Source organism: Enterococcus sp. B2E4 (genome assembly GCF_030499455.1).
GTDB lineage: Bacteria > Bacillota > Bacilli > Lactobacillales > Enterococcaceae > Enterococcus_D > Enterococcus_D casseliflavus.
Window position 1 is genome coordinate 147399 of the sequence record NZ_JAUKPK010000014.1, and the last position, 13752, is coordinate 161150.

The 13752-nt window shown below is 43.5% G+C and carries 12 protein-coding genes and 1 pseudogene; 10 read left to right on the forward strand and 3 right to left on the reverse strand.

Annotation, left to right across the window (positions count from 1 at the left end):
- Positions 1–99: 99 nt before the first annotated feature.
- The 4 genes from Q1X33_RS11225 to Q1X33_RS11240 all read left to right on the forward strand — a co-directional run bounded on the left by Q1X33_RS11225 (position 100) and on the right by Q1X33_RS11240 (position 4487).
- Entirely contained in the window at positions 100–783 is a 684-nt protein-coding gene (locus Q1X33_RS11225) for a DUF969 domain-containing protein (RefSeq protein ID WP_010749105.1), read from the forward strand.
- Positions 784–1704, forward strand: coding sequence for a DUF979 domain-containing protein (locus Q1X33_RS11230; protein ID WP_005227977.1), 921 nt, complete (start codon positions 784–786; stop codon positions 1702–1704).
- Positions 1705–1734: 30 nt separating this feature from the next.
- On the forward strand, positions 1735–2382 hold the full coding sequence (gene pcp / locus Q1X33_RS11235) for a pyroglutamyl-peptidase I (RefSeq protein ID WP_005227979.1): 648 nt from the start codon (positions 1735–1737) through the stop codon (positions 2380–2382).
- 443 nt (positions 2383–2825) lie between these two features.
- Positions 2826–4487: a peptide ABC transporter substrate-binding protein gene (locus Q1X33_RS11240; protein ID WP_005227982.1), complete on the forward strand. Its 1662-nt coding sequence runs from the start codon at positions 2826–2828 to the stop codon at positions 4485–4487.
- A 100-nt stretch (positions 4488–4587) separates the two neighbouring features.
- Here Q1X33_RS11240 and Q1X33_RS11245 read toward each other — a convergent pair whose 3' ends face one another.
- The gene (locus Q1X33_RS11245; RefSeq protein WP_005227990.1) at positions 4588–4923 is read right to left on the reverse strand and encodes a DUF3899 domain-containing protein; all 336 of its coding nucleotides are present in this window, start codon (positions 4921–4923) and stop codon (positions 4588–4590) included.
- 84 nt (positions 4924–5007) lie between these two features.
- Between Q1X33_RS11245 and opp3b the strand changes: the two genes are divergently transcribed.
- The 5 genes and pseudogenes from opp3b to Q1X33_RS11270 all read left to right on the forward strand — a co-directional run bounded on the left by opp3b (position 5008) and on the right by Q1X33_RS11270 (position 10070).
- A complete protein-coding gene (gene opp3b, locus Q1X33_RS11250; protein ID WP_005227991.1) occupies positions 5008–5949 on the forward strand; it encodes an oligopeptide ABC transporter permease in 942 nt (313 codons plus the stop codon).
- Entirely contained in the window at positions 5949–6992 is a 1044-nt protein-coding gene (locus Q1X33_RS11255; RefSeq protein ID WP_005227994.1) for an ABC transporter permease, read from the forward strand. The genes opp3b and Q1X33_RS11255 overlap by 1 nt, the downstream gene beginning before the upstream one ends.
- Positions 6992–8044: an ABC transporter ATP-binding protein gene (locus Q1X33_RS11260; RefSeq protein ID WP_216593164.1), complete on the forward strand. Its 1053-nt coding sequence runs from the start codon at positions 6992–6994 to the stop codon at positions 8042–8044. Before Q1X33_RS11255 ends, Q1X33_RS11260 begins: the two co-directional genes overlap by 1 nt.
- 14 nt (positions 8045–8058) lie before the next feature.
- Positions 8059–8997 carry an ABC transporter ATP-binding protein gene (locus Q1X33_RS11265; RefSeq protein ID WP_005227998.1) on the forward strand — a complete coding sequence of 313 codons (939 nt, stop codon included), beginning with the start codon at positions 8059–8061 and terminating at the stop codon, positions 8995–8997.
- Between the two features lie 30 nt (positions 8998–9027).
- Positions 9028–10070: pseudogene (locus Q1X33_RS11270) on the forward strand (RNA-guided endonuclease TnpB family protein).
- Between the two features lie 101 nt (positions 10071–10171).
- Here Q1X33_RS11270 and Q1X33_RS11275 read toward each other — a convergent pair.
- Together Q1X33_RS11275 and Q1X33_RS11280 are read right to left on the reverse strand one after the other, a co-directional pair.
- Positions 10172–11002: an NUDIX hydrolase gene (locus tag Q1X33_RS11275; protein WP_005228002.1), complete on the reverse strand. Its 831-nt coding sequence runs from the start codon at positions 11000–11002 to the stop codon at positions 10172–10174.
- Positions 11003–11052: 50 nt separating this feature from the next.
- Positions 11053–11328: a hypothetical protein gene (locus tag Q1X33_RS11280; protein WP_005228003.1), complete on the reverse strand. Its 276-nt coding sequence runs from the start codon at positions 11326–11328 to the stop codon at positions 11053–11055.
- 356 nt (positions 11329–11684) lie between these two features.
- On the opposite strand from Q1X33_RS11280, the gene metG reads away from it, so the two are divergent.
- A complete protein-coding gene (metG, locus tag Q1X33_RS11285) occupies positions 11685–13691 on the forward strand; it encodes a methionine--tRNA ligase (RefSeq protein ID WP_005228005.1) in 2007 nt (668 codons plus the stop codon).
- Positions 13692–13752: the final 61 nt, after the last annotated feature.

Below are 13752 nucleotides of genomic sequence, written 5' to 3' on the forward strand. Positions count from 1 at the left end.
TCGAAAGAAAATTCAAAAAACATTGTTTTACAAGAAAAAAATAGATTATACTAAAAGCTGGTATCCATTAAAAATAACTTATCGTGAAAGGATGATTTGATGGAATGGATTAAATTAATTGGTATTCTAGTTATTTTAGTCGGCTTTTTGCTGAAGCTAGATACTATTGCTGTCGTAATCGTTGCTGGTTTTGTCACCGCGCTTGTGTCGGGGATTTCTGTTGTTGATTTTTTAACAATGTTAGGAGAAGCGTTTGTCAATAATCGACTCGTTACACTGTTCTTACTGACACTACCGATGGTCGGCTTGTCAGAACGTTTTGGCTTGAAGCAGCAGGCAGTCATATTGATTGAAAAGATCAAAGGCTTAACACCAGGGAAGTTCTTGAGCTTGTACTTGTTTATTCGAGAACTTGCTGGCTTTTTCTCTATTCGGATCCAAGGACATACACAATTTATCCGCCCGATCGTTAACCCGATGGCGCAAGCTGCTGGGGAAAACAAATTTGGGGAACTGGATGAAAAAGATCAGGAAAAAATCAAAGCTCGGGCTGCCGCTAACGAAAACTTCGGGAATTTCTTTGCCCAAAATACCTTTGTGGCTGCTTCTGGTGTGCTATTGATCGTAGGAACATTGCAATCTCTTGGCTACGATGTGGCAGCTAGTTCGATCGCGCAAGCCTCATTGCCGATCGCATTGATCGTCTTAGTCATTGCTACATTGTCGAACCTGCTCTTTGATCGTAAATTAGCAAAAAAATATGGCAAGAAGGAGGACAAATAGATGGAAGGAATCGTTAACGGATTACTGGAATTCTTTTATATCTTGATCGGATTGCTGTCGATCATGACGGCTGTACGGGTTTTTCGCGAAGCGGATCATCCCACCCGATTAGGCACCTCTGCTTTTTGGTTACTGCTAGGGATCGTCTTTGCTTTCGGGAATTTCTTGCCGTATCTTGTGGACGGGATTTTGATCGTTTTGATGGGCTGTTTGACCTTCTTCAAACAAGTGCAGATTGGTAAAATCGTGGACGTGGATGATGAAAAAGCAGAAGCATCGGCTAAACGGATCGGTAGTACGATCTTCGTGCCATGTATCAGCTTAGCATTGATCGCTGTGGTGATTTCTTATACACCATTAGGGGGCCAAGTGGGGATCGGGATCGCATCGATCTTAGCGCTCTTGTTGGCAGTCGTGTTGACTTCCGCTAAACCGAAAACAGTGCTGGACGATTCCGATCGGATGCTTCGTCAAGTCGGAACTGCCGGTATCTTGCCGCAGTTATTAGCAGCACTAGGTGTCATTTTTAACGCTGCTGGTGTCGGTGATGTGATTTCTCAAGGAATCTCTGGTGTCGTGCCAGAAGGCAATCGTTTTATCGGTGTCGTGGCTTACTGTTTAGGAATGATGATCTTTACTATGATCATGGGAAATGGTTTTGCGGCATTTACCGTTATTACCGCAGGCATCGGTGTACCTTTTGTGATGGCGCAAGGCGGCGACCCAGTCGTTGCTGGTGCGTTGGCAATGACCGCTGGTTTTTGTGGCACATTGCTGACTCCGATGGCAGCCAATTTCAACGCATTGCCAGTGGCCTTGTTAGAGATGAAAGACCCCAATGGCGTCATTAAAGCACAAGCCCCAATTGCTTTATTATTGTTAGTGATCCACATCGCTTTAATGTACTTTTGGGCATTTTAGTGGTAAAACAAAGAGGGAAGGATGATGGAAATGAAACTACTAATTACCGGATTTGATCCATTTGGCGGAGAAGCAATCAATCCTGCCTTAGAAGCAGTGAAATTGTTGCCAGATACAATTCATGGTGCACAGATCGTGAAAGCAGAGATCCCCACTGTATTTGGGAAATCAGCAGCGATCGTCGCAGAGAAAATTGAAGAGATCCACCCAGATGTCGTTTTAAACATTGGCCAAGCGGGTGGACGGTTTGCCATCTCACCAGAACGAGTGGCGATCAATGTGGATGATGCCCGGATTCCTGATAACGAAGGCAATCAACCCGTCGATGAAGCGATCCAAACAGAAGGGAAGCCTGCTTACTTCACACAACTGCCGATCAAAGCAATGGTAGAAAACATGAAAAAAGCAGGAATACCTGCAGCCGTTTCTAATACTGCTGGAACCTTCGTCTGCAACCACATCATGTATCAAGTACAATACATGATCGATACAAAATACCCTGAAATGAAGGGCGGTTTTATCCACGTGCCGTTTATTCCTCAGCAAGTCGTCGATAAAGCAGGACAGCCTGCAATGAGCATCGAAGACATTGCCAAAGGATTGACTGCAGCGGTGGAAGCCATCGTTGATTATGCCGACAAAGAAGATCTAAAAGCAATTGGCGGCGCGATCCATTAATCATTAAAGAGTACATCCTTTCGGGGATGAAACAAATGTCTTTAAGGCGAGAAGACCTGATCAGCAAGCATGCGATCAGGTCTTTTTTTGGACTATTTTGATAAAAATCATTGGCGATTTCTGTATGTTTACCCTTCTATCAGACATTTCTCATTTTGACGGATCAAATGAAAAAGAAAGACGGAAAATGAATGTAAGTTACATTTAACCATGTTTTTTTATTATTTTTTTTGCTTTATTTCTTATAAATAAAGAAAGGAAAAATAGCATTTAACGAATGTTTGATGAGAGTAAGGTAAGTAAATACCAAGAAAACTTTCTGTCTGAGGTGTTTTTTATCGAAAAAAGGATTGCTTTTTTAATAATTATTAATTAAAATCTTATCTAACTTCAGAAATCGCATGATTATTCTGAAAATTAATTCAATTAAGGGGTAGGACAGGATGAAGAATAAATGGGCCTATGGTTTAGTGGCTGTGTGTGGCGTGGCGTTAGCCGGTTGTACAACGGGCGGAACAAATAGTTCAAGCAATGACACAGCAGCAAGCGGCGACAGCAGTGCAGAACAAGTGTTTAACGTAGTGGTTTCACAAGAAATGCCAAGTGCGGATCTCTCATTAGCAACCGATACGATCAGCTTCAGTGCATTGAACAATGTATATGAAGGACTTTATCGTTTGGATGCTGACAGTACACCACAACCTGCTGGTGCAGCTGAAGCAGCTGAAGTCAGCGAGGATGGACTGACTTACAAGATCAAATTACGTGAAGATGCGAAATGGTCAAATGGTGACCCTGTTACAGCAGCAGATTACGTCTATGGTTGGCAACGGACAGTCAAACCTGAAACAGCATCAGAATACGCGTATCTATTTTCACCAGTTAAGAACGCAGATGCCATCACAGCAGGCGATACGGATCCATCAGAGCTAGGCATCAAAGCAGTGGGGGATTATGAATTAGAAATCACCCTAGCAAAAGCAACACCTTACTTTGATTACTTATTAGCATTCCCATCCTTCTTCCCACAAAATCAAAAAGTGGTCGAAGAAAATGGCGATCAATATGCGTCAACCAGTGACAATGCTGTCTATAATGGACCGTTTGTCTTGACTGGGTTTGATGGACCAGGAACGGATACGGAATGGGCTTATGAAAAGAACGACCAATATTGGGACAAAGATACTGTTAAATTACAAACGATCAATGTAAGCGTCGTGAAGGAATCCTCAACTGCCTTGAACCTTTTCCAAGATGGTCAAGCAGATGATGTCATCCTAACAGGTGAATTAGCGCAACAAATGGCTAACGATGAAGCCTTCGTTTCTCAACCAGAAGCAACGACTTCTTACCTAGAATTGAACCAACGTGATGAAGATTCACCTTTCCGTAACGAAAACTTACGTAAAGCGATCTCTTATGCGATTGATCGTGATGCCTTAGTGACATCGATCTTAGGGGATGGTTCGATTGCTTCAACTGGGTTGGTACCAGAAGGTATGACCTTCAGCCCTGGCGATCATACGGACTTCACGGAAGCAGCTGGCAGCGTCATTGAATACAATGAAGAGCAAGCCAAAGAACATTGGGAAAAAGCCAAAGAAGAATTAGGGATCGATTCATTAGAATTTGATATCTTAGCTTCTGATACAGACTCAACGAAGAAAATCATTGAGTACTTGCAAGATACGATCGAAAAAACATTGGACGGTGTGAAAGTCACGTTAAGTCCAGTACCATTCTCTGTTCGTTTGGATCGTTCAAACGCTGGTGATTTTGATACAGTAATGGGCGGTTGGGGTGCTGACTATGCCGATGCAAGTAGCTTTACTGACTTGTTTACGACAGGCAACTCATACAACCGTGGGCAATGGAGCAACGAAGAATACGATGCAGCCGTTGAAGCAGCGGGTACAACCAATGCCAATGACCCTGACAAACGTTGGGAAGACCTAGTCAATGCAGAAAAAATCATTATGAATGAACAAGGTGTCATTCCAGTTTATCAAAAAGCGGAAGCACACTTACGTGCAACAAAAGTCAAAGGTGTTGTTGCTCACGCAGCGGGCGCACAATACGACTACAAGTGGACATCAATCGAATAATCACGAGTAGTTGACTTGAAATGCCGAAGAAAAGGCTGGGACAATTTCTTGTCTCAGCCTTTTGCTTCTCATTTCAATGAGTAAAACTATAAGAATGAAATTAACTAGTAGCAATCATTAAAAAGAGCAATGAAAGGAATAACAAGAAGACACCAGGCCATAACCAAAAGGCGTAGCTCTGTTTGCCGACTTGGGATAATTTCAGATAATCTGTTTTATTTTTGGAAAAAGCTTTCTTCATGGAGTATTGAAAATGGTCAAAGAAACCAGAAGCAAATACCCATAAAAAACCGCCAATGATCAAAAAGAACAGCGCCCACAAGAAAAGGGCATCTGAAAGAGCTGCTATGGAAAATTCATTTTTTATGGCTAACCATCCGCCAGAAATTGCGAGGCATAGGAGGGGTATGAGCCCACTACTTTTTTTTATTTTCATGATCTGACTCCTTTTTAATGATTCGTACTATGTTAATTTACATAATTATTGAATAGAAGTCAAAATACTTAAGGGGGAAACTGCGTGAACAGCTTTTTGAAATATTTATTGAAACGAGTGTTCTACATGGTCTTAACATTATGGCTGATTGCCACGATCACCTTTTTCTTGATGCAATTTTTGCCAGGAACACCATATACGAATGCTGAAAAATTAAGTCCAGAACAAATTGCCTTGCTAAATGAGCAAGCAGGATTGGACAAACCGATCATTACCCAATATTGGCTTTATTTGACCAATTTACTAAAAGGTGACTTTGGGATCTCTTTCCAATTTAAAAACCAGCCAGTAGCGAATTTATTATCAGGAAGAATCGGACCTTCACTGCAACTAGGGCTACAAGCGATCATCTTTGGTACGTTCTTTGGGATCATTTTAGGAACGATCTCTGCGATGAAGCAAAATACTTGGATCGATACAACGTCTACCTTAGTGGCGATCTTAGGACGTTCGATCCCTAACTTTGTCTTTGCCGTGTTGCTGCAATACATTTTTGCCATCAAACTAGGGATCTTACCGATTGCTAAGTGGGAGACTTTTGCCAGCACGATCCTACCGACCGTCGCCTTGGCGATGTCGCCGTTAGCGGATTCCGCCAGGTTTATTCGAACCGAGATGGTGGAAGTGCTGCATAGTGATTATGTCGAGTTGGCACGAGCAAAAGGGTTAAGCCGCTGGGAAATTGCCTTCAAGCATGGTTTGCGGAATAGTTTGATTCCATTATTGACGCTGTTAGGACCGCTAGCTGTCGGTTTGATGACGGGTTCTCTTGTCGTAGAAAATATTTTTGCGATCCCAGGTATCGGTGAACAGTTCGTAAAATCAATCATGACCAATGACTATCCAACGATCATGGCGGTAACAATTCTTTATTCCGCGATGTTGGTCTTTGTTATTCTTGTTGTTGATATTTTATATGGAATCGTTGATCCGCGGATCCGAGTTTCAGAAGGGAGTCGTGGCTAATGGCAGAGAAACCTTACACAGCAAATGATGTTGCTGCCATCGATGCAGCCAAATTTCAACCGTTACAAAAAAATACCAATGAAGAGCGTGAAGCGATCGCAACCCCTTCATTAACGTTTTTCCAAGATTCATGGCGTCGTCTGAAAAAGAACAAAGCCGCTGTTTTCTCAATCATTTTGCTGCTGATCATTATCGCGATCTCAATCATTACGATTTTTGTCTCGCCACATGATCCAACTGCGCAAAATGTGACCTTTACAAATCTGCCGCCGAAAATTCCTGGTATCAACATCAATGGCTTAAACGGCTATGCGATGGTGGGAGGCGAGCTAGTAGATAAGTATGCAGCTGCCAATGTTCCTGACGGGACGTATTTCCTTTTAGGAACGGATGGCTTGGGTCGTGACCTATTGAGTCGTCTATTTGTAGGAACACGTATTTCCTTGTTGATCGCGTTTATCGCGGCAATGCTTGACATCATCTTTGGTGTAACCTATGGCCTGATCTCTGGTCTTTTAGGTGGACGGATCGATAATGTGATGCAACGTTTTCTAGAAATCTTATCTGGTATTCCCAACTTAGTGGTAATGATCTTGATGTTGGTGGTTTTTGAACCTGGGATCTTCTCGATCGTGGCAGCAATGGCGATCACTAACTGGATTCCAATGGCGCGGATCGTACGGGCCCAAACGATGAAACTAAAAGATCAAGAATTCGTTTTAGCCGCAACGACGCTGGGGGAAAGTCGCCTCAAGATTGCGATGAAACACGTATTACCGAATATTTCCAGCGTGATCATCGTACAAATGATGTTCAGTATTCCCTCGGCGATTTTCTTCGAGGCCTTCCTAAGCTTTATTGGGCTAGGATTAAAACCACCTTCAGCATCTTTAGGGATGTTACTAAGCGATGGCTACAAAACCTTCTTGTTCCTGCCTTACCAAATGTGGGTACCAGCTGTGACCTTGTCTGTGATTATGATTGGGTTCAACTTGCTGGCAGACGGTTTGCGTGATGCCTTTGATCCGAAAATGAAAGAGTGATTGCTATGAAAAAAGTCTTAGAAGTGAAAAACTTAGAAATTTCTTTTGACACCTTTGCTGGGAAAGTCCAAGCGATCCGCGATGTCAGTTTCGATCTATACAAAGGAGAAACCTTGGCGATCGTGGGCGAATCTGGGAGCGGCAAGTCCGTGACGACCCGCAGTATCATGGGGTTGTTAGCCAGCAATGCCAATGTCGATAATGGCCAGATCCTCTTCAATGGGACGGACATTTTGAAAAAATCCGAAAAAGAACTGCAAAAAATCCGTGGCAAGGAAATCGCCATGATTTTCCAAGATCCAATGACTTCATTGGACCCAACGATGCCGATTGGCAAGCAAGTGGCAGAATCATTGATGAAGCACAACAAAATCAGTAAAAAAGAAGGCTTGCGACAAGCGTTGGAACTATTGAACCTTGTCGGCATCCCGAATGCTGAGAAACGCTTGAAAAATTATCCGCATCAATTTTCTGGTGGTCAGCGGCAGCGGATCGTCATTGCGATCGCGTTGATCTGTTACCCGCAGATCTTGATTGCAGATGAACCAACGACTGCATTGGATGTAACGATCCAAGCACAAATCTTAGAGTTATTAAAAGATATCCAGAAGAAAATCAATTCGTCCATCGTCTTCATTACCCATGACTTAGGGGTCGTTGCCAATGTGGCGGATCGGGTGGCCGTGATGTACGGTGGGAAAATCGTCGAAGTGGGGACCGCAGAAGAGATCTTCTACAACCCGCAACATCCATACACTTGGGGCTTGTTAGGTTCGATGCCGACGTTAGAAGGAACAGGCGATCGCTTGTACGCGATTCCTGGTTCACCTCCAGATTTGTTAGATCCGCCAACAGGCGATGCTTTTTATCCACGGAACGAGTTTGCCTTGCAGATCGATGCTGAACAGCAACCGCCATTCTTTGACGTCTCACCGACGCACAAAGCGGCCACTTGGCTGTTAGCGCCGCAAGCACCGAAAGTGACTCCGCCGGATGAGATCTTGATTCGCTGGAAAAAATTCCAAGAAAAAAATACTCAGGCATCTGTCTAAAGGAGGAGAAACGGTTGGAAAAAGTTTTACTTGAAGTAAAGAATCTCAAACAATATTTTAACGTTGGCCGCAAAGACGAAGTCAAAGCCGTCGATGATATCTCCTTCCAAATCTATGAAGGAGAAACCTTTGGTCTAGTCGGTGAATCTGGAAGCGGAAAATCGACGACTGGACGGACGGTGATTCGCTTGAATAACCCTACCGGAGGCGAAGTTCTTTTTGATGGACAAGATGTTATGAAAATCAAAGGCAAGAAACCGCTGGCTGATTTTCGCCGGGAAGTTCAAATGGTCTTCCAAGATCCTTATGCTTCCTTGAATCCACGGATGAAAGTTCGGGACATTATTGCCGAAGGGATCGATATCAACGGATTAGCCAAAAATGAAAAAGAACGCAATGATCGGGTGGATGAACTTTTGCGAACCGTCGGACTAAACCCAAGTCACGGGACCCGTTATCCTCATGAATTTTCAGGTGGACAACGTCAGCGGATCGGGATCGCCCGCGCGTTAGCTGTCGATCCAAAATTCATCATCTGTGATGAACCGATCTCAGCATTGGATGTTTCGATCCAAGCCCAAGTCGTCAACTTGCTGCAAGATCTGCAAGAAGAACATAAATTGACGTACTTGTTTATCGCCCATGATTTATCGATGGTCAAACACATCAGCGATCGGATCGGCGTGATGCACAACGGCAAACTGCTAGAAGTAGGCACCAGCGATGAAATCTATCATTACGGGGTCCATCCGTATACTGAAAGTCTTTTATCAGCGATTCCGCTGCCAGATCCTGACCATGAGCGTCAACGCAAACGGATCAAATACGTCAGCGAACCAAACGATAACCAAGAACGAGCAATGGAAGAGATCGCACCAGGACATTTCGTTTATGCCACGAAAAAAGAAGCCAAGATCTATCAAGAAAAGTTAGCACAAAAAAAGGGGAACTAGCGTCAAAGGTATAGGGAGTGTTAGGAGGAGATGAAACTGGGTGTTTTAAAAGCATACAAATTTCGGATCTATCCTAATGGACAGCAAAAACAGTTTTTCATCGAAACCTTCGGCTGTGTACGTTTTACGTACAATCAACTGCTGGAGGCAAAGATGGAGGAGCTGGCCAACAATGAAGCAAAGCAAGGGTTGACGCCAGCCAAACTAAAAAAGGAGTATCCTTTTTTGAAGGAGACCGATAGTTTGGCATTGGCGAATGCACAACGGAATCTGGACCGAGCGTTTCGAAATTACTTTCAAAAGCGGGCTGGCTTTCCAAAAATGAAAACCAAAAAAAGTATCTGGCAATCGTATACCACCAATAATCAGCAGCACACCATTTATTTTGAAGACGATCAAATCAAGCTGCCAAAGCTTAAAACATTGGTTCCCGTAAAAAAGCATCGGGCGATCAAAGGGAAGATCAAATCGGCAACGATCTCAGCAAAAAACAACGAAGAGTTTTACATCTCAATCCTTTGTTTGGAAGAGATCCCGCCATTGCCGAAGCAGCAAGCCTCTGTCGCTGTTGTTTATGATCCGCAGCAGTTGGTCAAAGCCAACCAGCCGATACCCATCACCTGTGAGCATGCCATCCAAACGAAGCAAAAGCTGACGCGAGCAGAACGCAAACTTCAGGTGAAAGCGACGGCGGTCAAACGGAAGAAAATCCTTTTGACCCAGGCGCGAAATTATCAGAAGCTAAAAGGAAAGGTCGCTCGCCTTTATCGTTTTCACTGCTGTCAAAAGCGGGAATTCATCGATCAAGTCAGCTACCATCTCGTAAAACAGTACGATACAATCTATTTGGAACAAATCGCAGAAGATACGGTTTTAAAAGCTGGTCATTACAGCATCAGTGATTGGCATCAATTCGTTCGCAAAATCCAGTACAAAGCGCAGTGGTACGGCAAAGAACTGCGTTTTGTCACGTTGGATATGCAGGACCAACAGAAGCTAGAACGGCTCTCAAACGAAATGAGCAGCTGAGCCGCTTGAACTGGAAGGAACGCCAGGGATCGCCTAGGGTATAGAAAAAATCTTTCTGATTTTTGTTTCTAGGAACCACGTTCACTAATTATGATTAACCAGCACCCCCCTGCCAAACTACGGTCTGACAGGGGGTTGTATTTTTTTACATTTTGTCACCTAAAAATGCGTCATTTAAGCGATAGATCTTTGAGGGACGCCCGATGCCGACGGGCTTTTCGCCAACTTCCGTAAAATATTGGAGCATGGATTTTTTGAAGTTGGAATGATCGATCATTTTAAAATCGATCCCTAAAAACTTGGCGAATACTTTACGGGCTTCCGTGATCGTAAAGTCTTTGCCTAACACGAGCAGCACTTGTGGCTCGTGTTCCATCTTGTTGGCAACCCGTTTGAAAGCTTTGAGGATGATCGCGCTGTGGTCAAAAGCCAACGTATCTTTTCCAACAGAGGCGCCAGTCACTAGGTCAAGAATGATCTCGATCTCGCCGCTGGTCAAATAAATTTGATTGGCTTTTCTTTCTAAAGAGAACCAGCGTACTTGGTTCGCATCGTCACCGGCACTTAAGGGTTCTTCACCGATAAAAGCCAAATAGCTGACGGTGATCACCCAACCGCGAGGATCGCGATCTGGGGTGCTGAAGGTATGCAGCTGTTCGATGTTTTGCTTGGAGATGGTGACCCCGATCTCTTCTTGCGTCTCACGGATCACACTTTGCCCCGTCGATTCATTGGGATTGACGAAGCCTCCCGGCAATGCCCAAGAATTACGGAAAGGGTGGCCTTTTCTTTGGATCAGCGCAATTTTTAATTGTTCTTCTTCTTTGTTGTAACACATCAAAACCATATCGACGGTTACGGAAGGTTTCTCGTATTTCGGCTGATCTTGCGCCTGATACCATGTAAGAAACTCTGCTTCTGACGCTTCTTTTTCATAGTAGTGTTTTTCAGCTGATTTTGAGGTAAATTCTTTCATTGGTTTCTCCTGCCTTAGATAAAGTAAGTAGCTGAACGCGACGGTTTTCCTTAACGGAAAAAATAAGGAACGATCAAATTAAGGAAAAATAATGCGAGATAAAGCCAAGAAGACGGCGGGTGTTCTTTGAGTGCTGAATAGCCCCAAAGAGCGATCCAGAGCAAAAAAAGCACACGGAGGACTGCCATCGCTGTTGCAAAGAGCGCAGCATAATCATGGCTATTGAAGTACGCAAACAAAAAGGGGTAACTTGTGGTTGAAAAAAGCAAGTGTCCCACAGAAAGCACAGTTAAAAGCAAAAAATGCTGTTTGTTTTTTCGAGTCATAGCGTTCCTTTCTATAAGTGAAGTCTTCCTCATTATAGCAAAAGAAGCACCTGTTAATCAAAGAGAGATAAAACACCTTTATTTCCTAAGAGATTCGTTGTCAGGATCAGATTCTTCCCCTAGAACATTGAAGTGAACGGCTATCTGCGCTATGATAACTAGTAGAAAAGAAATGCTCAAATCTGCTGGTTTATTTGCTGCGTGTTAAGGACCAAAACGATTCCTTTGTTCCTTGTAAACCATGGAAAAAGGTCTTAGTTTATGCGCTTTTTTGATTAAAATTATAGCATTTTTGGGTTGCGAACTGTATACTACCTAAGTATACACTTTACTAGTGAAAAGGAGGACTTGCGTCCATGGCTGAAAAAGAAACATTCTATATTACGACGCCAATTTATTATCCAAGCGGCAAACTGCATATCGGGAATTCTTACACGACGATCGCTTGTGATGCGGTAGCACGATACAAACGATTGATGGGCTTTGATGTCTTTTATTTGACGGGTGTCGATGAGCACGGTCAAAAAATTGAGAAAAAAGCAGAAGAACTTGGCGTAGATCCGCAAGAATACGTCGATAAAATGGCAGCTGACGTCAAGAAACTATGGAACACACTAGACATCAGTTACGATAAATTTATCCGCACAACGGATGATTACCATAAAAAAGCCGTTCAAAAAATCTTCCAGCAATTGCTTGATCAAGGAGATATCTATCTTGGTGAATATGAAGGGTGGTATTCCGTTTCTGATGAAGAATACTTTACTGAAACGCAATTAGCAGAAGTTTACCGAGATGAAGAGGGCAAAGTCATCGGCGGTAAAGCGCCAAGCGGTCATGAGGTAGAATTGGTGAAGGAATCTTCTTATTTCTTCCGCATGAGCAAATATGCCGATCGTTTGGTTGAATACTATGATGAGCACCCAGAGTTCATTCAACCAGAATCACGTAAAAATGAAATGCTGAATAATTTCATCAAACCAGGGTTAGAAGACCTGGCTGTTTCCAGAACGACCTTTAAATGGGGCATCCCAGTCACTGCTAGCCCTGAACACGTGGTGTATGTGTGGATCGATGCGTTATCCAACTATATTACGGCATTGGGCTATGGCTCAGACGACGATTCCTTATTCCAAAAATACTGGCCAGCTGACGTGCATATGGTTGGGAAAGAAATCGTGCGTTTCCATACGATCTATTGGCCAATCATGCTGATGGCATTAGACTTGCCATTACCGAAAAAAATCTTTGGCCATGGCTGGTTGATGATGAAAGACGGCAAGATGTCGAAATCTAAAGGCAATGTCGTTTATCCAGAAATGTTAGTGGAGCGCTACAGCTTAGATGCGTTGCGTTATTATCTCTTACGGGCGGTTCCTTTTGGTAGCGATGGTGTGTTTACACCAGAAGATTTCGTTTCTCGTTTGAACTACGATCTAGCCAATGACTTAGGCAACCTGCTGAATCGGACGATCGCTATGATCAATAAATATTGTGATGGCTTAGTGCCAGATTATGCCTCAAAAGTGACGCCTTTTGATAGCGAGCTGTCAACGACTGCTGCCAATGTTGTTGGTCGTTACCATGAAGCCATGGATAAAATGGAATTCAGTACGGCATTGTCAGAAGTATGGACGTTGATCTCCCGTGCCAACAAATACATTGACGAAACTCAACCATGGGTATTAGCCAAAGAAGAAGAAAAGCGTGCTGAATTAAACAGTGTAATGGTTCATTTAGCGGAAAGCTTACGCATCGTTGCGATCTTATTGCAACCGGTGATGACAGAAACACCAGCCAATATTTTCCAACAATTAGGACTGGCTTCTGTTGCCATGGATCTGAAAGATTTACGCTTTGGTGAATTTCCAAGCGGCACGAAAGTCGTTGCCAAAGGCACACCGATTTTCCCTCGTTTGGAACTTGAAACAGAAGTAGCCTACATCCAAAAGAAAATGGCTGAAGGGACGCAAAGTCCAGAAGAAACAGTCAAATGGAATCCAGAAGAAACCACATTGCAATCTGAAAAAGCTGAGATCAAATACGAAGACTTCGACAAGATCGAATTAAAAGTGGCAGAAGTCGTTGACTGTCAAAAAGTCAAAGGCGCCGACAAGCTGCTGCAATTCCGCTTAGCTGCGGGAGATGATCAAGATCGTCAAATTTTATCGGGGATCGCTGAATTTTATCCAGAACCGCAAGATTTGATCGGTAAAAAAGTCGTGATCGTTGCTAACTTGAAACCGCGGAAAATGCGGGGACAAGTCAGCCAAGGAATGATCCTTTCAGCAGAAGACAATGACGGTCGTCTGCAAATCGTGGAAGCACCAAAAGGCATGCCAAACGGCTCGATCATCGCCTGATTCTTAGGAGAAATCCTTCTGCTAGTTTCAGCAAAAATAAAATTGCCAGACCTGAAAAGTT